General features: G+C 74.8%; 19 protein-coding genes. 9 read left to right on the forward strand and 10 right to left on the reverse strand.

Going from position 1 to position 21,171, the window contains the following annotated elements; translation table 11 throughout:
* Positions 1-45: 45 nt before the first annotated feature.
* Positions 46-528: a DUF6194 family protein gene (locus ACWEQL_RS09735; RefSeq protein ID WP_452149657.1), complete on the forward strand. Its 483-nt coding sequence runs from the start codon at positions 46-48 to the stop codon at positions 526-528.
* 67 nt (positions 529-595) lie between these two features.
* Here ACWEQL_RS09735 and ACWEQL_RS09740 read toward each other — a convergent pair whose 3' ends face one another.
* From ACWEQL_RS09740 to ACWEQL_RS09755, 4 genes are all read right to left on the reverse strand, one after another.
* Positions 596-3,163 carry an ABC transporter permease gene (locus ACWEQL_RS09740; protein WP_452149658.1) on the reverse strand — a complete coding sequence of 856 codons (2,568 nt, stop codon included), beginning with the start codon at positions 3,161-3,163 and terminating at the stop codon, positions 596-598.
* A 38-nt stretch (positions 3,164-3,201) separates the two neighbouring features.
* Positions 3,202-4,038: an ABC transporter ATP-binding protein gene (locus ACWEQL_RS09745; protein ID WP_452149659.1), complete on the reverse strand. Its 837-nt coding sequence runs from the start codon at positions 4,036-4,038 to the stop codon at positions 3,202-3,204.
* A gap of 252 nt (positions 4,039-4,290) precedes the next feature.
* Entirely contained in the window at positions 4,291-4,968 is a 678-nt protein-coding gene (locus ACWEQL_RS09750; RefSeq protein ID WP_452149660.1) for a response regulator, read from the reverse strand.
* Positions 4,965-6,662 carry an ATP-binding protein gene (locus ACWEQL_RS09755; protein WP_452149661.1) on the reverse strand — a complete coding sequence of 566 codons (1,698 nt, stop codon included), beginning with the start codon at positions 6,660-6,662 and terminating at the stop codon, positions 4,965-4,967. The genes ACWEQL_RS09750 and ACWEQL_RS09755 overlap by 4 nt, the downstream gene beginning before the upstream one ends.
* 308 nt (positions 6,663-6,970) lie before the next feature.
* Between ACWEQL_RS09755 and ACWEQL_RS09760 the strand changes: the two genes are divergently transcribed.
* A complete protein-coding gene (locus ACWEQL_RS09760; RefSeq protein ID WP_452149662.1) occupies positions 6,971-7,750 on the forward strand; it encodes a glyoxalase in 780 nt (259 codons plus the stop codon).
* Here ACWEQL_RS09760 and ACWEQL_RS09765 read toward each other — a convergent pair whose 3' ends face one another.
* Genes ACWEQL_RS09765 through ACWEQL_RS09775 form a run of 3 tightly spaced genes read right to left on the reverse strand, consistent with a single transcriptional unit; the run spans position 7,751 to position 9,183 of the window.
* Positions 7,751-8,623: a class I SAM-dependent methyltransferase gene (locus ACWEQL_RS09765; protein WP_452149663.1), complete on the reverse strand. Its 873-nt coding sequence runs from the start codon at positions 8,621-8,623 to the stop codon at positions 7,751-7,753.
* Positions 8,616-9,014 (reverse strand): VOC family protein, encoded by a 399-nt coding sequence (locus ACWEQL_RS09770; protein ID WP_452149664.1) that lies wholly within the window; start codon positions 9,012-9,014, stop codon positions 8,616-8,618. The genes ACWEQL_RS09765 and ACWEQL_RS09770 overlap by 8 nt, the downstream gene beginning before the upstream one ends.
* A complete protein-coding gene (locus ACWEQL_RS09775) occupies positions 9,004-9,183 on the reverse strand; it encodes a ribbon-helix-helix domain-containing protein (protein ID WP_452149665.1) in 180 nt (59 codons plus the stop codon). The genes ACWEQL_RS09770 and ACWEQL_RS09775 overlap by 11 nt, the downstream gene beginning before the upstream one ends.
* Before the next feature lie 237 nt (positions 9,184-9,420).
* On the opposite strand from ACWEQL_RS09775, the gene ACWEQL_RS09780 reads away from it, so the two are divergent.
* Entirely contained in the window at positions 9,421-9,906 is a 486-nt protein-coding gene (locus ACWEQL_RS09780; RefSeq protein WP_452149666.1) for a cupredoxin domain-containing protein, read from the forward strand.
* Positions 9,907-9,990: 84 nt separating this feature from the next.
* Here the strand turns inward: ACWEQL_RS09780 and ACWEQL_RS09785 are convergent, their stop codons facing one another.
* Complete coding sequence (locus tag ACWEQL_RS09785; RefSeq protein WP_452149667.1) at positions 9,991-10,407, reverse strand: RidA family protein; 417 nt, start codon at positions 10,405-10,407, stop codon at positions 9,991-9,993.
* Between the two features lie 152 nt (positions 10,408-10,559).
* On the opposite strand from ACWEQL_RS09785, the gene ACWEQL_RS09790 reads away from it, so the two are divergent.
* The 6 genes from ACWEQL_RS09790 (at position 10,560) to ACWEQL_RS09815 (ending at position 17,985) form a co-directional block, all read left to right on the forward strand.
* The gene (locus tag ACWEQL_RS09790; protein WP_452149668.1) at positions 10,560-11,393 is read left to right on the forward strand and encodes a fumarylacetoacetate hydrolase family protein; all 834 of its coding nucleotides are present in this window, start codon (positions 10,560-10,562) and stop codon (positions 11,391-11,393) included.
* Between the two features lie 2 nt (positions 11,394-11,395).
* Positions 11,396-11,881, forward strand: a complete 486-nt coding sequence (locus ACWEQL_RS09795; protein WP_452149669.1) for a cupin domain-containing protein — start codon at positions 11,396-11,398, stop codon at positions 11,879-11,881.
* Positions 11,878-12,822 carry an acyl-CoA thioesterase gene (locus tag ACWEQL_RS09800; protein WP_452149670.1) on the forward strand — a complete coding sequence of 315 codons (945 nt, stop codon included), beginning with the start codon at positions 11,878-11,880 and terminating at the stop codon, positions 12,820-12,822. Before ACWEQL_RS09795 ends, ACWEQL_RS09800 begins: the two co-directional genes overlap by 4 nt.
* A 139-nt stretch (positions 12,823-12,961) precedes the next feature.
* Positions 12,962-14,629, forward strand: a complete 1,668-nt coding sequence (locus tag ACWEQL_RS09805) for an AMP-binding protein (protein WP_452149671.1) — start codon at positions 12,962-12,964, stop codon at positions 14,627-14,629.
* Entirely contained in the window at positions 14,626-16,995 is a 2,370-nt protein-coding gene (locus tag ACWEQL_RS09810; RefSeq protein WP_452149672.1) for a bifunctional salicylyl-CoA 5-hydroxylase/oxidoreductase, read from the forward strand. The genes ACWEQL_RS09805 and ACWEQL_RS09810 overlap by 4 nt, the downstream gene beginning before the upstream one ends.
* Before the next feature lie 114 nt (positions 16,996-17,109).
* Positions 17,110-17,985 (forward strand): PaaX family transcriptional regulator, encoded by an 876-nt coding sequence (locus ACWEQL_RS09815; RefSeq protein ID WP_452149677.1) that lies wholly within the window; start codon positions 17,110-17,112, stop codon positions 17,983-17,985.
* A 4-nt stretch (positions 17,986-17,989) separates the two neighbouring features.
* Here ACWEQL_RS09815 and ACWEQL_RS09820 read toward each other — a convergent pair whose 3' ends face one another.
* Together ACWEQL_RS09820 and ACWEQL_RS09825 are read right to left on the reverse strand one after the other, a co-directional pair.
* Positions 17,990-19,615 (reverse strand): amidohydrolase, encoded by a 1,626-nt coding sequence (locus ACWEQL_RS09820; protein WP_452149673.1) that lies wholly within the window; start codon positions 19,613-19,615, stop codon positions 17,990-17,992.
* Between the two features lie 158 nt (positions 19,616-19,773).
* Entirely contained in the window at positions 19,774-20,976 is a 1,203-nt protein-coding gene (locus ACWEQL_RS09825) for an RNA polymerase sigma factor (protein WP_452149678.1), read from the reverse strand.
* Positions 20,977-21,171 lie beyond the last annotated feature (195 nt).

Genomic DNA, 21,171 nt, shown 5'->3' on the forward strand with positions numbered 1-21,171 from the left:
CGGCGCCGAAGTCTCCACAAACACTTCAATGCCACGCTGGAACACATGACAGTAGACGAGATCATCGACTTCGTGACCGGGCTCGGCGGCGTCCACGTTCTCAGCCCGGTTCCCGGCGACGGTTCGCCGGAGATCAGCTGGGGCGACACCTTCTTCTCCTACGCCCCGGACGGCGTCGCCCCGGACGGCGTCGCCCCGAGTGGCGTCCAGCCGTTCGCGACGATCGTCACCAAGGACTACCCCGGGGACGTGAGCTCCCGGCTGGACCGCCCGGACGCCTTCCGGGTGAACATCGCCGCCGGGAGGGACGCGTTCGTCCGCTGGACGGGGCACGCCCCGCGGGAGGCGGCCACGTCCGAGGTCGCCCCCGCCACGGCCGACGCCGTCCTCGCCCACCCCGTCTACGGCACGGTCGGCTGGCTCGCGGTGGTCAACCCGGGCCCGCGCACCGGGGGCGCCGTCCGTGACCTGCTGCGCGCGGCCCACGGCGCGGCCCGCTCACGTCATGAGCGCCGCGCCGGGGCCTAGGTGTACTGACCCGTGAGGGCGTGGCCATGGGCGCTCCCGGGCCCCGGGGAGCCCGTGGCCGGGCCGGTCAGGTGGTGGCGACGGCGTGGAGGGGGCTGAGGGTGGCGGCGCGGTGGGCGGGGAGGGTTGCCGCGGCGGCGCCGGTGAGGAGGGAGAGGGCGATGACGAGGGAGAGGGTGCTCCAGGGGAGGGTGAAGGTGTACTGGGGTATGGCTCCGTTGGCGAGGCCGCTGACGCGCCAGGCTCCGAAGAGGCCGGCGGCGAGGCCGAGCAGGGTGCCGTAGACGGCGACGGTGAGGGATTCACGGCGGATCATGCCGCGGACGGCGGCGCGGTCCATGCCGATGGCGCGCAGCACGCCGATCTCGCGGGTCCGTTCGGTGACGGACATGGCGAGCGTGTTGATCATGCCGAGGGCGGAGATGACGACGCCGATGGCGAGCAGGCCCATCACCAGGGTGACCAGGTCACCGGCCACGCCCGCCTGTTCGCGGACCAGTTGGGCGCGGTCCTGGACCTTCAGCAGGGGGCTGTCGTCGACGGCGGCGCGCAGACGCTTCGCCTGCTCCGGGCCGGTGGCGCGGTGGTCGGTGGTGACGAGGAGGCGTTGGACGGAGTCGCGCAGGAAGCCGTGCTGCTGGACGTCGGCCCGGTGGGCGAGCACGTCCTGGGCGGTGGGGTTGTCCTGGTAGATCCCGACGACGGTGTACGGGTGGTCGCGCTCACCCTGGCCGGGGCCGATGCTCGCGTCGAGGCGTCCGCCGACGGCGAGCCGGTGCTCCTGGGCGAAGCTGCTGGAGACCGCGATCCGGCCCGGGCCGATGTCGGTGGCGGAGCCGCTGGTGAAGCGGAGCTTCATGACGGCGCCGACGGTCCGTGGGTCGACGCCGGAGACGTGGCGGGCGAGGGCGCCGGTGGAGATGGTGGAGTCGGCGACGGCGGAGGCGGTCGTCACGCCAGGGAGGGCGGAGACGCGCCGGACGGCGGCCGGGTCGATGGCGGTGGTGGTGTTGCGGGTGCTGATCACGTAGTCGGCGCTCAGGCCGGCGGCGGCCTGGGACTCCAGGGCCAGGCCGGAGGAGTGGTCGATGGCGGCGAGTCCGGAAACCAGGGCGGTGCTGAGCATCAGGGCGACGGCGGTGGCGGCGCTCCGGCGGGGGTCGCGCAGGGCGTTGTCGCGCGCGAGGCCGCCCACCACTCCGGTGCGGGCCGTGAGGCGTCCGGCGAGGCGGATCACCGGCCCGGCCAGCACCGGGGCCAGCATGATCAGCCCGGTCACGAGAAGTCCGCACCCGAGCACGGCGGTCCGCAGGTTGCCGTCCGAGGCGTCCTTCGCGTCGCTGAGCGAGACCAGCAGGCCGGCGCCCAGCAGGAGCGCCGCCGCACCGGCCGCGCTCCGCAGGCGGGACGGCCCGGCGGCGGGAGGCTGCTCGGCGGTGCGCATGGCCTCGACGGGAGCGATCCGGGCGGCCCGGCGGGAGGGCAGCCATGCCGCGAGGACGGTGACGCCGATGCCGACGGCCAAGGAGGCGAGCACCGCGGCGGGGCCGATCACCAGCGGGCCGCGGGGCAGGGTGTCGTCGGCGGTGCCGAGCAGGGCGGGCAGCAGGGTGGCGACCCCGAGGCCGAGGGCGAATCCGACGGCGGAGGCGATCAGGCCGACCAGGGCCGCCTCGGCGAGGACCGAGCCGACCACCTGCCGGCGGGTGGCACCGACGGCCCGCAGCAGCGCGATCTCCCGGGAGCGGCGGGTGATCAGCATGGTGAAGGTGTTGATGATCAGGAATGAGCCGATGAACAGCGAGACCGCGGCGAGGACCAGGGGCAGCCGGGCGTGGCCGCGGGTCCTGCTGTCGATGAAGACGGACTGCTGGGCGGCCTTGGCGCTCGCCGTGGTCACCTCGGCGCGGTCGGCCGGCAGCGACGCCTCGACGCGGCGGGCGAGGTCGAACTGGTCGGTGCCCGGTGCGGCGGAGAGGTCGATCCCGGTGTAGTGGCCGGGGGTGGCGAACAACTCCTGGGCGGTGGCCCGGTCGAACACCGCGAGGGTGCCGCCGGAGGTGACCCGGGTGTCCTCGGTGGAGACCAGTCCGACCAGCCGCATCCGCCGGACGGGCCCGTCGACGGCGAGGGTGACGGTGTCCCCGAGGGCGTACCCTCCGGCGGTCGCCGTGCCGCGGTCGAGGGCCACCTCGTCCCCCGTGCGCGGGGCGTGACCGGCCGTCAGCGGGTGGCGGGCGTCCTTGCCGTCGGGGCCGGGGAGGTACGCGGCGGCCAGCTTGCCCATGGCGTTGTCGGCGCGCATCGGGGTGCCGTCCTTGGCGGCCAGGGTGACCGAGCCGTCGACGGCCGGGCGGGCGGCGGCGACTCCGGGGACGGCGGCCAGCCGGGCCACGAACGCGTCGTCGAGGACGCTGTCGCGCTGGTCGGCGGGGGCGCCGGGGACGTACTTCGGCTCGACGGTGACCGCGATGCCGGTGTAGTTCCTCGCCATGGAGGCGCGGTAGGCGGCGGTGGTGGAGTCGGCGAAGACGAGCGAGCCGGAGATGAAGGCGACCCCGAGGCAGACCGCGAGGGTGGTCATGGCCAGGCGGGCCTTGTGGGCGAGCACGTTGCGCAGGGCTGTTCGCAGCATGGTGGGCTTTCGGTGGGAGGGCGGGCGGGCCGGGCAGGTCAGGAGGTCCGGCCCCGGGCCTCGAAGGCGAGCATGCGCTCCAGGACTGCGCCGGAGGTCGGCCGGTGCAGTTCGTCGACCGGGCGGCCGTCGGCGAGGAAGACCACCCGGTCGGCGTGGGCCGCGGCAACCGGGTCGTGGGTGACCATCACCACGGTCTGGCCCAGTTCGCGGACCGACTCGCCCAGGAAACCGAGGATCTCGGCGCCGGAGCGGGAGTCGAGGTTGCCGGTCGGCTCGTCGGCAAACACGATCTCGGGCCGGGAGACCAGGGCACGGGCGACGGCGACCCGCTGCTGCTGACCGCCGGAGAGCTCGGCGGGGCGGTGGGCGAGGCGACCCCCGAGCCCGACGGTGGCGACGACGGTGTCCAGCCACGCCGGGTCGGGCCGGCGTCCGGCGAGCCTCAGGGGCAGGGTGATGTTCTCCAGGGCGGTGAGGGTCGGCAGCAGGTTGAAGCCCTGGAAGACGAAGCCGACCTTCTCCCGGCGCAGCCGGGTGAGCTGCCGGTCGTTCAGGGTGGACAGCTCGACGCCGCCGATGCGGGCCGAGCCGGAGGTGACCGGGTCGAGGCCGGCCATGCAGTGCATCAGGGTGGACTTGCCGGAGCCGGAGGGCCCCATGACGGCGGTGAACCGGCCGCGCGCGAACTCCACGTCCACCGCGTCCAGGGCGGTGACTCGGGTGTCGCCCCGCCCGTACGTCCTGGTGAGGGCGGACGCCCGGGCGGCGGGCTCGACGACGGGGGCGGGCGCGGTGGGCCCGATGGCGGTCGGCCCGGTAGCCGTGGTGGGCCCGGTCGCCGTGGGACTCGGGGAAGGGAACGTCTGTGACATGGCTGCTCCGCCTGGTGTGCGGCGGCCCGCGAGGAGTTCGGCGAGCCGGTGGACGTCTCCATCCTCACGGCCCTGAACTGCGGAAACGTCGTCCCGTAGGCGGTACTTGGCCTCTGCCGGAAGGCCAGCGGCGCCCCGCCGGGCTCTGCCGAACGGCAGAGGCCCCGGCCGGGTGGCTCCACCTCGTGACAGAGAACGTGACAGAGAACATGGCGGCGAACGTGGCGGAGAAGCGGCGGGGCGGACGGCCCGTCAGCCGACGAGGCCCGCCCGGTGGGCCAGCACCGCGGCCTGGACGCGGCCGGCCGAGCCGGTCTTCTCCAGGATGGCGCCGACATGGGTCTTCACCGTGCCGGTGCCGATGCCGAGCCGGGCCGCGATGTCCTGGTTGGACAGGCCCTCGCCGAGCATCGCCAGGACCTCCCGCTCCCGGCCGGTGAGCCGGGCGATCCGCTCGTCCGCCAGCGCGCGACCCACCTCGGGCGGGTCGCCGGCGCCGAGCATCCGGGTGATCACCGCGCCGGTGACGCCCGGGGAGAGCACGGCGTCCCCGGCGGCGGCCGCCCGGACCGCGCTGATCAGTTCCTGCGGGCCCTCGTCCTTCAGCAGGAACCCGGCGGCGCCCGCGCGCAGGGCACGGACGACGTTGTCGTCGTCGCCGAAGGTCGTCAGCATGACCACGCGCGGCGCGGGGTCGAGGGCGAGCAGCGGGGCGATGGCGGCCAGCCCGTCGCAGACCGGCATGCGGATGTCGAGCAGCACCACGTCGGGGTGGTGGGCGGTGGCCAGGTCGACGGCCTCCCGGCCGTTCGGGGCCTCGCCGACGACCTCGATGCCGTCGGCGTGCCGGAGGATCAGGCGCACTCCGTGCCGGATCATCGTCTCGTCGTCGGCGAGCAGGACACGGATCGGCCGGGCGGGCTCGGTCACGGGGACTCCCAGGGTGCGGCGTCCCGGATCGACGGGACGGTGAAGCGGTCGACGGCGATGAGCCGCTGGGCGGCGTCGAAGCAGTAGCGGGCGATGGTCAGGCCGCCGGGGCGGGCCTCGGTGGCGCCGTTGAACGGGTAGACGCAGCCCACCGTGCCGGCGGGGCGCGGTGGTTCACGGCTGGTGGCCGCGGCCCGCACGGCCGCGTTGTCCTGGATGCCGGCCGCCGTCACGTCGCCGTAGGTCGCGCCGACCCGGGGCAGCGGGCGCGGTCCGGCGTCGCTCCGTGGGGCGGTGGCGTAGGCGAAGGCGGCCCCGAGGGCCATCAGCGCGCTCAGTGCCACCAGTCCGAGGGCGAGGGAGAGGGTCTGCGCGGCGGGGGGTTCGGGGGCGGGGACCACCCCGTCGGCGGCGCCGGGAGGCGGCGGGATGGCCCGGGCGGGGGTGGGGGTGTCGCCGGGATCGGCGGGGACGCTCGCGTCCACCTCGAAGCCGCCGGACGGCAGCGGGCCGGCGGTGAACGTCCCGCCGAGCAGCCCCACCCGTTCGCCGAGGCCGGTGAGTCCGCGGCCGGTGCCCACCGGGCCGAACGGGGTCGTGCCAGCGACAGGCGGGGTCGTCCCGACGGCCGGGGCGCCGTTGCGGACGGCGACCCGGACCGTGTCGCCGCCGTGCGCCACGGTCACGGTGACGTGGGCCGTACCGGCGTAGCGGTGCACGTTGGTCAGCGCCTCGCGGACCACCCGGTGCACGGCCCGGCGGACGCCGGCCGGGCGGGTGTCGAGGTCGGGCCCCGTCCAGTCGAGGCGTACGGCGATGCCGCCGTCCCGGGACCCGGCGACCAGGGTCTCGATGTCGGCGCGGGTGCCGGTGGCGTCGGTGAGCGCCTCGGGGCCGGTGTCGCGGCCGAGCGGACCGAGCACGCCGAGGGCCTGCCGCAGCTCGCGCATCGCGTCGCGGGTGGCCCCCCGTACCAGGACGGCCTCCTCGCGCAGCTCCGGGTCGGCCCGTTCCAGGGCCAGCTCCAGTCCGCCGGCGTGCAGCGAGATGAGGCTGAGCCGGTGCCCGACCAGGTCGTGCATCTCGGCGGCGATCCTGGCGCGCTCGTGGATGCGGGCCTCGCTGTCGGCGAGGCGGCGCGCCCGCTCCGCCTCGTCCCCGCGCTCGCGCAGGGCCCGCACCAGGCGCCGCTGCTGCCCGTACGCCGTGCCGACCAGGCCGGGGATGAGCACGGCGGTCGGGGTGAGGAGCAGGCCGAGCGCCAGCCCGTACGGCACGGTCCCCGGGCCGAGCCAGGGCGCGGACACCGTGGCGCACAGCAGGAGCAGGCCCGCGGCGGCGGCCAGCGGCCGGGCCCGACGGCGCGCCCGGACGGTCCGCCGCGCGACGGTGTACGCGGCCGCCGCGGTCACCGGGCCGACGCAGAACGCCGCTCCGGTGAGCGCGGCGAGGCCGAGCAGCACGGCCACCGGATGGCGGCGGCGCAGCGGGAACAGCGCGGCCCCGGCGGCCAGGGCGGGCAGCGGCGGGTACGGCCGCGGGAGCAGATCCAGGCCCGCGACCGCCGCCCACACGCCCAGCCCGGCCAGCGTCACCGCGGTCGTCAGCGCCGCCTCGCGCAGGGCAGGGCCGCCCGGGAACCTGCGGAGCGGACGGACACGGACGGGACGGCGGCACGCGGCGGTACGGAACACGTTGACCAGTATCGATACGGAAGCCGCCCTCGGCGTGCGCCTCACGACCGATCCGCTCCTCTACCGAAAGGCAGAGGAACCGCGGGTCCGATCCGACCACACCGGGCGCCCGGGCCGGACCCGCGCCCACAAGCCCCCGCCGGGCATCCCGGCCGGACCCGCGCGCCCGCAGGCCGACACCCTCCGGAATCGGCCTCATGTGCGCCGGAACGCGATCCGGTCTAGCCTTCCGGAGGTCTTCGCGGACGCACTCCCTTCCTGACGGTCCGCCAGAGTCCCCTGCCCTGACGAGCGATGGAGGCACACCGGTGTCGAGCACGAAGGACGCCCACGAACTCACGGTCCGGCCCAACGAGACGACCGTCCCCGTCCTGCCCTGCCTCTCTGCGGACGACACGATCGGCTTCTACCGTGCGCTCGGATTCGAGGTCACGTACGAGATGCGCCGGCCCTACCTGTACCTCGTCCTGGAGTGGAGCGGCTTCGCGCTCCATTTCGGCAGGCCGCCCAAGGATCTGGAGGCCGGCGCGAACGGCACCACCTGCCTGGTGCTGGTGGACGCCGTCGCGGCCTACCACGCGGCGTTCACCGCGGCGATGCGCCGGACCCACGGCAAGGTCCTGGCCTCCGGCACCCCCAGGATCACCCGGTACCGGCCCGGCGCGAGCCGGTTCACCCTGGTCGACCCGTCCGGCAACAGTTTGATCTTCATCCAGCGCGACGAGCCGATGGAACTGGAGTACGGCGGCTCCAGGGACCTCACGCCGCTGGCCAGGGCACTCGACAACGCCCGCATCCTGCGCGAGTTCAAGAACGACGACCGCGCCGCGTTCCGGGCGCTGACCTCGGCCCTGCGCCGGCACGGCGAAGGCTCGCCCGTCGTCGAGCGGGCGCTGGCCGTCGCGGCGCTGATCGAGCTGTCCGCCGCCCTGGACGAGCGGGAGCGGATCGCCGCCCTCGCCGAGGAGCTGCGCGTCCTCACCGGGCGGCTGTCCGACGCCGAGCGGCAGCGGCTGGCCGGGGAGTCGCGCGCGGCGGCGGACCTGGACTCCTGGCTCGCCGACGCGACGGGAGGCCGACCGGACTGATCATCCGACCTCGGCGAGGAGGAACTGTTCGCCGGCCCGCAGGCGCAGACCGTCGGCGCGGCCGGCGAAGTAACGGCGGTCCAGCTCCCCGGGCGAGACGTGGGTGGCCCGGTCGAAACCGGCGTCCAGCGCGGCGCGGCACAGCTCCCCGGGCGCGTAGAGGCTGCGGAAGGGGGTGCCCGAGGCGGCCGCGCCGCGCATCGAGAACTCCTGGACCCGGCGCTCGTGCGCGTCGAGCAGGTCGAGCGGCATCAGGAAGGTGAAGGCGAACACCGAGCCGGGGGCGAGCGCGGCCGCCTGGCGCAGCGTGGCGGTGTTGGCCTGCTCGGTGAGGTACATGCTGACGCCGGTGGAGGCGACGACGGTCGGCTTCGAGGGATCGAACCCGGCCTCGGCCAGGCGGTCCCACCAGGAGTCGCCGGCCTCGAAGTCGACGGGCACCAGGGTCAGCCAGGACGGGAGGCCGCGGCCGAGTTCGGCCAGGCGCCGGCGCTTCCAGGCCTGGGTACCGGGCCGGTCGACCTCGAAGACGGTGAGCCGGGAGGCGAGGTCGGGGCGGCGCTGGGCGAAGGTGTCCAGGCCGGCGCCGAGGATGACGTACTGGGTGGCGCCGGCGTCGGCGCGGTCGGCGACGAGGTCCTCGACGAAGCGGGCGCGGGCGACCATGGAGGCCCGCACGCCGTCGACGCCCGGCATCGTCATGTCACCACGCCGGCGCCAGTCCGGTCCGGGGTCGGCGAGTTCCAGCCCGACCTCGTCGGCGAGGACGTGGGGCGCGGCGTCGGCGTGGACGTGCAGGGCGCGCCACAGGGCGACCCGGACCGCGGTGTGGTCGGGCTCGTGGCCGGCCGCGGGGTGCGCGGGGTCAGTCATGGTGGTGCCCCTCCGTGCTGTCGGTGAGCGCGCTGTCGGTGAACGTGCTGCCGGTGAACGGGGTCTGCAGGGCGACGGTCCGCCCGTCGGGGTCGTTGACCAGGGCCTGCCGCACGCCCCAGTGGGTCTGGGTGAACGGCCGGGTGTAGTCGGGCGTGCGCGCGGGGGCGAAGGCCTCGGCGTCGGCGACGGTGAGCACGGGGTGGGTGACCGGCTCGCGGTCGTGCTGCTCGACGATGAACACGTAGGGGCCGCCGGCGGGGTGGCGCCAGTGTCCGGAGCCGTGGTCGGTGGCCATGACGTTCTCGAAGCCGAGGGACTTCCAGAACGCGGCGGTCGCGCCGTAGTTGCGGGTCTCGACGAGGAATCCCTCGATGCCGTCAGTCGCCATGGGGGTTCTCCTTCCGGGCGGTTTCCATCCGCTCGAGGTACTCGGCCAGGGCCGTCCCGACGATCGCGGACAGCGACCGTTCGGTGTCGACGGCGTGGTGCTTGACCTCGCGGATGAGGTCGACGGGCAGGTAGACGTTGAACTGCTTCACGTTTCTCTCGGCAGCCATGAATAGGATGCTAGCACCCTAGATGGCTAACGGCGCGGGAGTTCTGACGGACCGTCGATGCCGCCGTTCGGGTGACCCGCGGTTCCGGCTCAGCCGTCCGCGGCCCGGCAGGATCTAGCGTGGGCGCGTCGCCCCGGCCCGGGCCCCGGGGTCAGGGCCACCCAGCCGCGGAGCCACCCCGGCAGGAGAGCCGCCGCGACCACCGAGTCACCCCAGCCGCAGAGCCGGAGGAGCATCGTGACCCCTCGTTCGTCGTCCCGCCCCTGGCGGACCGCCCTCACCGCCTGCGCGGCGGCCGTGCTGCTGCTCGGCGCCGCCGGCTGCTCCGACGACGGGAGTGCGCCCGAGGTCCCCGGGGGGACCGCCACCGCGAGTGCGACCACCCCGGCGGCCACGGCGACGGCCTCGCCCACCGCCACGGCGACCGCGACGGCCACCGCCACCGGGTCCCCCTCGGCGGCGGCCGCCGCCGTGACCGTGACGATCAAGGACTTCCTGTTCCACCCCAGCACCCTGACCGTCGCGCCGGGCACGAAGATCACGGTGACCAACGAGGACAGCGCCGGGCACACGCTCACCGCGATCAACCCGGCCGGGGCGTTCGACACCGGCCTGCTGTCGCAGGGCCGGTCGGCCACCATCACCGCGCCGTCCGCGCCCGGCCCGTACGACTACCACTGCGACGTGCACCCGAACATGACGGGCACGCTCACCGTCCAGTGACCGACCGGCGCCCGCGACAAAGGCACCCCGCCGCGAAGGCGGGGCGCCCTGGCACGTCAGGCGGGGCGCGTCGGGCCGGGCAGGTCAGGCGGGCCGGACGAGGCGCTCGTCGGGGATCACGGCCACGCCGAGGATCTCGATCATCGCCTCCGGCTGCCAGAGCGCGGTGGTGCCGATGCCGGCCATCGCCGGGTAGACCGGGCCCGCGAGCTCGCGCCAGACCTCGCCGATCTCCTTGCCGTGCGCCTGGTAGTCGGGGATGTCGGTCAGGTACAGCGTCACGCTGACCAGGTCCCCGGGGATCCCGCCGGCGGCGCGCAGGGTGGTCAGGACGTTGCCGAACGCCTGCCGGAACTGCTCGACGATGCCCCCGGGCACGATCCGCATCCGCGCGTCGAGCGCCGTCTGCCCGCCCAGGTACAGGGTGTTTCCGCTCAGTGTGCCGTGGGAGTAGCCGCTCGGCGTGGGGAGCGAGGGCGGGTTGACCGGGATCGGGGTCATGGGCGCGAACCTCCTCGGGAGGGCGGGATGCAGGCAGCGTAACGCATCTATTGACGGTTTTCGACGGTCGTGAAAATCTCGCTATACCGCCGCTCGGCCGCGCACCACGCCGGCCCGCGGCTCCCTGCCGGCCGCCCCCTGGGAGGACGCCGATGAGACTCGCCACCGTGGTCCACCGAGGCCGCAGCACCGCCGCCGTCCTCGACGACGGCCACTGGCGCCGGCTGCCGGCCGACGACCTCTCCGCGCTGCTGGCCACCACCGCCCCCGAGCGCCTCGCGGACCTCGCGGACCTCTCCGGCGAGCGCCTGCCGGACGCGGCCACCGTGCTGCCGCTGCCGGCGCCGCGCAAGGTCATCTGCTGCGGCCTCAACTACGGCGACCACATCGCCGAGATGGGCCGCGAACGGCCGGCCCACCCGACGCTCTTCGCCAAGTACGCCGACACCCTGACCGGCCCCGAGGACGACCTGCTCCTCCCGACCGGCCTGCACGTGGACTGGGAGGCCGAACTCGCGGTGGTCGTCGGCGCCCGGCTCAGCGGCGCGGACCGGCCGACGGCCGAGCGTGCGATCGCCGGGTACACCGTCGCCAACGACCTCAGCGTGCGCGACTGGCAGCACCGCACCCCGCAGTGGTTCCAGGGCAAGGCCTGGGACCGCACCACCCCGCTCGGGCCGGTGGTCGTCACCCCCGACGAACTCGACCCGGTCGCCGGTGTGGAGGTGCTCTGCCGGGTCAACGGCGACGAGCGCCAGCGCGGCGACACCCGCACCCTCGTCTTCGACGCGGCCGAACTGCTCGCCTACGTCTCCACCTTCACCACCCTGCACCCCGGCGACGTCCTGCTGACCGGCACCCCCGGCGGTGTGGGAGCGGGCATGTCGCCGCCGCGCTACCTCGCCGACGGCGACCTGCTGGAGACCGAGATCCCCGGCATCGGCACCCTGCGCAACCGCATCCGCCTCACCGACCCCAGGAGCTGAGCATGGGACCAGATCTCCCCCGGTACGTCCTCGACGGCGACAACGCGATGTACGCGAACGAGGCCGGCCTGGTCGTCCCGGTCGTCACCCGCGGCGGCCTGGAGACCGGCGCCACCGGCCAGTCCGACGGCGCCACCCGGATCTCCGGCGTCTCCGCCCAGCACACCCCGGCCACCCGGCTCTGGTTCGGCAAGGTCAGCAACGAGTCGGGCTACCGCTCGGTGCCGCACCACCACGGCGAGGCCGAGACCGGCGGGTACGTCCTGTCCGGCCGGGCCCGGATCTACTTCGGCGCGGGCTTCCGGGACTACGTGGACCTGGCGGAGGGCGACTGGGTGTTCGTCCCCCCGTTCATGCCGCACGTCGAGTGCAACCTCGACCGCAACCGGCCGCTGACCTGGCTCACCACCCGCACCCCGGAGAACATCGTGGTCAACCTGCCCCAGGTGGCCGACGCCGACCTGCGCGACTGGCGGGAGCGGCCGTGACCGACGTGCACGCCACCTCCGACGCCCGCACCACCCCCGACGCCCGCACCGCGCCGACCTCGGCCGTCTTCACCGCCGCCGTCACCCTCACCCCCGCCGAACCCGAGCACTTCGACCGCGCCTTCACCGCCACCACCCAGCCCTGCCCCTGGCCCAAGGCCTACGGCGGCGACATGGTCGCCCAGGCCGCGGCCGCCGCCATCCGCTCGGTCGAGGGCAAGACGCTGCACTCCATGCACTCCTACTTCCTGCGGCCCGTCGACATCGGCGCCGAGGTCCGCTACGAGGTCGAGCTGCTGCGCGACGGCCGCGGCTACGCCACCCGGCAGGTCCGCGGCTTCCAGAACGGCAAGCCCGTCTACACCTGCCTGGCCAGCTTCGCCGCCGGCGAGGAGGGCGGGACGTACGCCGCCAAGCCGCCCGCCGGCCTGCCCGGCCCCGAGGAACTGGCCGGCTCCGCCGCGTACCTCGCCGCCACCGCGCCCCGGGGGACGATGACCGACGCGTCCCGGGAGTACTGGAGCGGCGGGCGCGGCTTCGACATGCGGCACGTCCCCGGGCCGGTCTACCTCACCGTCGAGGGCGAGCACGTGCCCCACCAGGCGGTCTGGGTACGGCCGTTCGACGCGCTGCGCCCCGTGGACGGCCTCACCGACGAGCAGCGCGACCTCACCGCGCTGGCGTACGTCTGCGACTACACGGTGCTGGAGCCCGTGCTTCGGGTGCTCGGCCTCGACTGGGCGCGGCCGGGGCTGGTGACCGCCAGCCTGGACCACGCGATGTGGTTCCACCGGCCCGGACCGGTGGACGGGTGGCTGCTCTACGCGCAGGAGGCCGTCGCCGCGGACGGCGGGCGCGGGCTCGCGGTCGGGCGCTTCTTCACCGCCGACCACGTCCACCTCGCCACCGTCGTCCAGGAAGGGCTGATCCGCGGCACCTGAACCGCGGCACCCGCGGCACAGGACCCCGACCGCCGCGGGCCCTCACAGCGCCCCGCCCCCCTCGGCCCCGCGGCCCGCCACCCCCGGGCCGCGGCGGCCCCCGCACGGCCCCTCCCCGCCAGCGGAAAGGAACCCCCCGATGGAGCAGCCGGTACCACCCGACCGGGCCGACCTGTCGCCCTCCGCCTACCCGGACACCTTCGCCCGCGACCACCTCCCCCCGCGCCGCCTGTGGCCGGTCCTGGAGTTCACCACCGAGCCGCTGCGCTACCCCGAGCGCCTGAACGCCGCCACCGAGCTGATCGACGTCCCCGCCGCCCGCCTCGGCCCCGACCGCCCCGCCCTGCGCACACCCACCGGCGAGGTGTGGACGTACGAGGAGTTGCGCGGCCGCGCCGACCGGATCGCCCACGTGCTGACCGACGACCTCCGGCTGACCCCCGGCAACCGGGTGCTGCTGCGCTCACCGAACAACCCGTGGACGGTGGCCGTCTGGCTCGGCGTGCTCAAGGCCGGCGGGATCGTGGTGACCACCATGGCCGCACTGCGCGCCCGCGAGCTCGGCCCGATCGCGGAGAAGACCCGGCCGGCCCTCGCCCTGGTCGACCACCGCTACACCGAGGAGGTCGAGGCGGTCCGCGACGCCGTCCTGCCCGAGCTGGTGATCGTGGCGTACGGCGGCGACGGCCCCGACGACCTGATCCGCCGGGCGGCCGGCAAGCCGGACCGGTACACCGCGGTGGACACCGCCGCCGACGACGTCGCCCTGTTCGGCCCGACCTCCGGCAGCACCGGCGTACCGAAGATCACCACGCACTTCCACCGCGACCTGCTCTCCATCGACAACACCTTCGGCCGGCACACGCTCGGGCTGAGGCCCGACGACCTCGTGGCGTGCACCGCGCCGTTCGCCTTCACCTTCGGTCTCGGCATCCTGATCGTCTGCGCCCTGCGCGCCGGCGCCTGCGCGCTGCTGACCGAGGCGGTGACGCCCGCCGGGCTCGCCGACCTCATCGCCGAGCAGGGGGTCACCGCCCTCGCGACCGCGCCGACGGCGTACCGGCAGATGCTGCGGGCCGGGAAGGCGGAGCGGCTGCGCGGGCTGCGCGTGGCGGTCAGCGCCGGGGAGCACATGCCCGTCGAGCTGTGGCGGGAGCTGCACGAGCTGACCGGGATCAAGGTCATCGACGGCATCGGTGCCACCGAGCTGATCCACATCTTCATCTCGGCCGCCGGGGACGACATCCGCCCCGGCGCCACCGGACGGGCGGTGCCCGGCTACCGCGCCACCGTGCTCGACCCGGACGGCCGGGAGGCCGGCCCCGGCGTGGAGGGACGGCTGGCCGTGATCGGCCCGGTCGGCTGCCGCTACCTCGACGACCGACGGCAGGAGGACTACGTCGTCGACGGCTGGAACGTCACGGGCGACACCTACGTCCGCGACGAGGACGGCTACTTCCACTACCGCACCCGTACCGACAACATGATCGTCTCCTCCGGGTACAACATCGCCGGCCCCGAGGTGGAGGCCGCGGTCAGCACCCACCCGGACGTCGTCGAATGCGCCGTGGTCGGCCGGCCCGACCCCGAACGCGGCTCCGTGGTCTGCGCCTTCGTCGTCCTGCGCGAGGGCGTGGCCGGCGGCGAGGCCACCGCCAAGGGGATCCAGGACCACGTCAAGTCCCAGCTGGCGCCGTACAAGTACCCGCGGGTGGTGCGCTTCAGCGAGGCGCTGCCGCGCAACGCCAGCGGCAAGCTCCAGCACTACGTCCTGCGCCAGTTGATCGAGAAGGAGAGCCGGGCATGAGGATCGCGGTCGTGGGCGGCGGCCCCGGCGGGCTCTACGCCGCCGCCCTGATGAAGCAGCTCGACCCCGCCCACGAGATCACCGTCTGGGAACGCAACGCCCCCGACGACACCTTCGGCTTCGGCGTGGTCTTCTCCGACCAGACCCTCGGGGGCATCGAGAACGCCGACACCGTCGTCCACCGGGCGATGGAGAGCCGCTTCGCCCGCTGGACCGACATCGACATCGCGGTCGACGGGCAGGAGTTCACCGTCGGCGGCCAGGGCTTCGCCGCGATGTCCCGCAAGGACCTGCTGGCCATCCTCCAGCGGCGGGCCGCCGACCTCGGCATCACCGTGCACCACCGGACGGCCGCCCCGGACGTGGACGGACTGCGCCGCTCCCACGACCTGGTGATCGCGGCGGACGGCCTCCACTCGGCCGTCCGCACCAAGGACGCCGACGCCTTCGGGCCCACGCTGGACCGCCGGGCCAACAAGTACATCTGGCTGGGCACCGACCTGGTCTTCGAAGCCTTCCAGTTCTTCGTCAAGCACACCGAGTTCGGCACCATGCAGGTCCACGGCTACCCCTACGCGGCGGACGCCTCCACCTTCATCGTGGAGATGCGCGAGGACGTCTGGCGGCGCGCCGGCTTCGACGCCACCGAGGGCACCGAGTTCCCGCCCGGGGCCTCCGACGAGCACGCCGTCGCCCGGATCCGCGAGCTCTTCGCCGAGGAACTGGCCGGCCACGCGCTGCTGACCAACAACTCGCGCTGGCTCAACTTCACCACCGTCCGCAACGAACGCTGGCACGACGGCAACGTGGTGCTGCTCGGCGACGCCGCCCACACCGCGCACTTCTCGATCGGCTCCGGCACCAAACTGGCCATGGAGGACGCCCTCGCCCTCGCCGCCTGCCTGCACGAACACCCCACCGTCGCCGAGGCGTTGACCGCCTACGAGACCGAACGCCGCCCGGTGGTGGAGTCCACCCAGCGTGCGGCCCAGGCCTCGCTGGAGTGGTTCGAGAACATCGGCATGTACGCCGGCCAGGACCCGGCGCAGTTCTGCTTCAACCTGCTCACCCGCTCCCGCCGGATCACCTTCGACAACCTCAAGGAGCGCGACGCCGACTTCGCCCGGCGCGTCGAACGCGGCTTCGCCGAGGCCCAGGGGCTCACCGAGGCCGCCCCGGCCATGTTCCAGCCCTTCAGCATCGGCGGCCTGCGGCTGAAGAACCGCGTCGTGCTCTCGCCGATGGACATGTACTGCGCCGTCGACGGGGTCCCGGACGAGTTCCACCTGGTCCACCTCGGCTCCAAGGCGCTCGGCGGCCCCGGCCTGGTGATGACCGAGATGGTCTGCGTCTCCCCCGAGGCCCGGATCACCCCGGGCTGCACCGGCCTGTGGAACGACACCCAGCGCGACGCCTGGGCCCGGGTCACCGCCTTCGTCCACGGGCGCACCACCGCCGCGATCGGTCTCCAACTCGGCCACGCCGGCCGCAAGGGCTCCACCAGACTGATGTGGGAGGGCATCGACCAGCCGCTCGACGAGGGCAACTGGGAGGTCATCGGCCCCTCCGCGCTGCCCTACGGCACCGGCTGCCACGTCCCCCGCGAGATGACCCGCGCCGATATGGACGCCGTCGTCGCCGACTTCACGGCCGCCGCCCGCCGGGCCGCCGAGGCCGGCTTCGACCTGCTGGAGGTGCACGCCGCCCACGGCTACCTGCTCTCCTCCTTCCTGTCCCCGATCGCCAACCACCGCACCGACGGGTACGGCGGCGATCTCGCCGGCCGGCTGCGCTTCCCGCTGGAGGTCTTCGACGCCGTCCGCGCGGCCTTCCCCGCCGACCGCCCGGTGACCGTCCGCATCTCCGCCACCGACTGGGCCCCGGACGGCAACACCGAGCACGACGCGGTCGAGATCGCCCGCGCCTTCATCGCCCACGGCGCCGCCGCCATCGACGTCTCCTCCGGCCAGGTCACCCAGGACGAGAGGCCCGCGTTCGGCCGCTCCTACCAGACGCCGTTCGCCGACCGGATCCGGCACGAGGTCGCCGCCCCCGCCGGGGTGGCCGTCATCGCGGTCGGTGCGATCTCCTCCGTCGACGACGTCAACTCCATCCTGCTGGCCGGCCGTGCCGACCTGTGCGCGCTCGGCCGTACCCACCTCTACAACCCGCAGTGGACCCTCCAGGCCGCCGCCGAACAGGAGTACCGCGGCCCCGGCGCCCAGTGGCCGCAGCCGTTCGCGGCCGGCCGCCGCAAGCCCCCCACCGCCCGCACCGACGCCGTCCGCCCGCGCCTGGCCCTGCTGCGCGAGCCCGCGGAGGAGGAGGTCCACCTGCGCTGGACGCCCGGCCGGACGGCGCGGTGAACGGGCCCCGGCCGGGAGGAAGGGGGCCCTGCCATGAGGAGCGGGGGCCCTGCCATGAGGAAGGGGACCCCCGTGCGGCCGGGGACCCGCCCGTAGAATGATGTTCCCGTGACCATGAGCGACGACCTCGTTGACGACGGCCCCGGACAGGCGGCACCGCCGCGGTCCCTGATCGTGACGGTCTACGGCCTCTACGCCCGCGAGGTCGGCGGCTGGATCGGCGTCGGCACCCTGATCCGGCTGCTGTCCGAACTCGGCGTCGACGCCCCCGCCGTGCGCTCCTCGATCTCCCGCCTCAAGCGCCGCGAGATGCTGGTGCCGGAGAAGCGCGACGGCCGGGCCGGGTACGCGCTCTCGTCGTACGCCCGGTCCGTCCTGGAGACCGGCGACCGGCGGATCTTCGAACGCCACACCGCCGGCTCCGACGGCTGGGTGATCGCGGTCTTCTCCGTCCCGGAGAGCGAGCGCCAGCACCGCTACCAGCTGCGCTCCCGGCTCACCTGGCTGGGCTTCGGCACGGTCTCCTCCGGGGTCTGGATCGCCCCCGCCCACGCACTCGACGACACCCGCGCGCACCTGCTCCGGCACGGCCTCGACCAGTACGTCACGCTCTTCCGCGGCGACTACGTGGCCTTCGGCGACCCCGCCGAACAGGTCGGCCACTGGTGGGACCTCGACGCGCTGGAGAAGCTGTACGCCGAGTTCGTCGCCGAGTTCGAACCGATGGCGGCCCGCCTGACCGGGGCGGGGGCCTCTGCGGTCGACACGGCGGCGGAAGAGGCGGCGGCGGACCGGGAGGCGTTCGCCGACTACGTCCGCGTGCTGACGGCCTGGCGGCGCTTCCCCTACCTCGACCCCGGGCTGCCCGAGGCCCTGCTCCCGGCGCCCTGGTCCGGCGCCGCGGCCGCGGACCTCTTCTTCACGCTCCGCCGCGCCCTGGAGGAGCCGGCCCACCGCTTCGCCCGGGGCCTGCTGGCCGCCGACGCGTAGCCGGCTACGCCTTGCGGTGGTGGACGGTCCGGCCGCCGACCACCGTACGGTCGGGCCGCAGTTCGCGCAGGACGTCGTCCGGGCAGTCCAGCGGGTCCGCCGGCCACAGCGTCAGGTCGGCGAACGCGCCAGGCCGCAGGCTGCCGCGGTCGGCGCCCTCCCCCAGCAGCCGGGCGGCGTCGACGGTGTGCAGCGCGACCGCCTCGTCCCGCCCGATCGCGTGCTCGGGCCCGACCACGCCGGCCACCGTGCCGCGGGTCGTCATGCCCCACACCGAGATCATCGCGCCGAACGGACCCACCGGGAAGTCCGAGCCGGCGGCGAGGTGCGCGCCCTCGTCCAGCCAGGCGCGCAGCGGGAAGATCCCGCCGGTGCGCTCCTCGCCCCAGGCCCGCTGCTGGGTCAGCGCGCCGTCGTGCAGCAGCGGGTGCTGGACGGTCACCGGGACGCCGAGCGCGATCGCCCGGGCCCGCTGGTCGGCCCGGGCCAGTCCGCCGTGCTCGACCACCAGGGTGCCGGGCGGCAGGCCGGGGCGGCGTTCGACGACCTCCTCGAACACGTCCAGCAGGGTGCGCAGCCCGCGGTCGCCCCAGGCGTGCACGCCGACCTTCCAGCCGCGCGCGACCACCCGCTCGACGGCCGCGGCCAGCGCCTGCGGCTCCCAGAGCAGACTGCCGTGGTAGCAGGGCCGTCCCTGGTAGGGCTCCTCCAGCGCGCCCGCCTCGAAGCCGCCGTCGATGCCGAACTTGACGCCCCACACCCGCAGCAGGTCGTCGTCCTCCCCGGCCTCCCGCCAGGCGTCCATCCGGTCCAGCAGGGCGTCCACCTGCTCGGGCGTCCGGGCGGCGAAGCCGGAGACCAGCGCCCGCACCCGCACCGCGAGCGCACCGGCCGCGCGGGCCGCGCGCAGCACCTCCAGGTCCTCGACCGGGACGAGGCAGTCGCGAACGGTGCCGATCCCGGTGGCGGCGTACGCGTCGGAGGCGGCGCGCAGCCCGTCGATCCGCTGCTCCGGGGTGGGCCGTGGCACGACCGGTTCAACCAGCTCGATCGCCTTGTTGATGAGCCGGCCGGTGAGCCGGCCCCGCTCGTCGCGTTCGATCACGCCGCCGGGCGGTGCCCCGGTGGTGTCGGTGATGCCGGCCAGGCGCAGCGCGGCCGAGTTGAGCACCATGTTGTAGGCGCCGCGGCGGACCAGCACCGGGTGGTCGGTGGTGGCCCCGTCCAGTTCCTCGGTGGTGGGCATCCGCTGCTCGGCCAGGTTCACCTCCTGCCAGTTGACGGTGGTGTGGATCCACTCCCCGGCCGGGGTGCGGGCGGCCCGCTCGCGGATCAGCCCGAGGAACCCGGCGAGGTCGCGCGCCCGGTGGACGGGCACGCCGTGGACGCTGTGCCCGGCGAGGATCAGGTGGGTGTGGGTGTCGTCGAAGGCGGGCAGCACGGTCGCGCCGGGCACGTCCACCACCTCGGTGGCCGGGCCGATCAGGGCGTCCAGTCCGTCGGGCTCGGGCGAGAGCGCGGTGATCCGCTCCCCCGTGACGGCGATCGCCCGTTGCGGCGCCTCCCCGGGGACGAGCGTGCGCACGGTGCCCGCGCGGATCACGAGGTCGGCGGGTGCCGGATCGGTCATGACGGCTCCTGAGGGGGCGGGACGGGGATGGCCTGCTGCCCGGTCGTCCTCCCGACCTGCCGCGGTCCGGGTACGGGGTGCGGCGGGTGCGGCTCGGCGAGGACGGCTCATGCTACGGCGGCGACCTCCGCCGTGTCCCGCCCTGCGGCGCGGTTGCCTCAGCCGCCCGCGGTCGCCTCGGCGGCCTCGGCGGCCTTGGCCAGCAACAGGTCACGCTCCCTGGTGTTACGGGTCAGCGAGGCCGCCCGTTCGAACTCCGCCCGTGCCTCGGCGCCGCGCCCCGAGCGGGCCAGCAGGTCGCCCCGGACGCTCGGCAGCAGGTGGTACGCGCGCAGTGCCGGCTCCTGCGCGAGCGCGTCGACGATCTCCAGCGCGGCCCCCGGTCCCTCCGCCATCGACACGGCCACCGCCCGGTTCAGCTCCACCACCGGGGACGGGGTGAGCGCCATCAGCCGGCCGTAGAGCCGGGCGATGGTGACCCAGTCGGTGTCCTCGTAGCGCACGGCCCGGGCGTGGCAGGCGGCGATCGCGGCCTGCACCGCGTAGGGCCCGGTGCCCGCCCGTTCCAGGGCCGCGAGGCCGCGCCGGATCAGCAGGCGGTCCCAGCGGGCGCGGTTCTGGTCGGCCAGCAGGACGGGCTCGCCGTCCGGCCCGGTGCGGGCGGCCGTCCGGGAGGCCTGGAACTCCAGCAGCGCCGCCAGCCCGTGCACCTCCGGTTCGGCGGGCATCAGCCCCGCCAGCACCCGGGCCAGCCGGACGGCGTCCTCGCACAGCGCCGGGCGCAGCAGGTCGTCGCCGGCGGTGGCCGCGTACCCCTCGTTGAAGATCAGGTAGATGACCTCCAGCACGGAGGAGAGCCGCGCCTCCCTTTCCTGCCCGTACGGGACCTCGAAGGGTACCCCGGCCTGCGCCAGGGTGCGTTTGGCGCGGACGATCCGCTGGGCGACGGTCGGTTCGGGGGCGAGGAAGGCGCGGGCGATCTCGGGCGTGGTCAGCCCGCCGACCAGCCGCAGGGTCAGCGCGATCCGGGCCTGGGCGGACAGCACCGGGTGGCAGGCGGTGAAGATCAGCCGCAGCAGGTCGTCGTCGATGTCCTCGGGGTCGGCCGGCTCGGGCGGCGCAACGTCCTCCAGTGCCCGGCCCACCTCGGCGAGCTTGCGCGCGTACGTCTCCCGGCGGCGGACCAGGTCGACCGCGCGGTTCCTGGCGGCGGCCGTCAGCCAGGCGCCCGGACGCTCCGGGACGCCCGACCGCGGCCACTGCTCCAGCGCGGCGACCAGCGCGTCCTGCGCCAGCTCCTCCGCGATGCCGATGTCCCGCACGATGCGGGTGACGCCGGCGATGATCCGCGCGGACTCGATCCTGAAGACGGTCTCGACCGCCGCGGCCGTGGCGGGCGGTCCGGAGGGGTCGGCGGGGGCGGTCGTCGCGGCGGTGTCGGGGCCGTTGCGCTCTGTCACGGTCACCCATCAGAGCAGCCGGCCCGGGCCGGGGCAAACGCGGCCGGTCCCCGAGGACCTCGTCGAGGCCTGCGGCCGCCACCGCATGCCCCTGTT

This window comes from Kitasatospora sp. NPDC004240 (assembly GCF_053603215.1).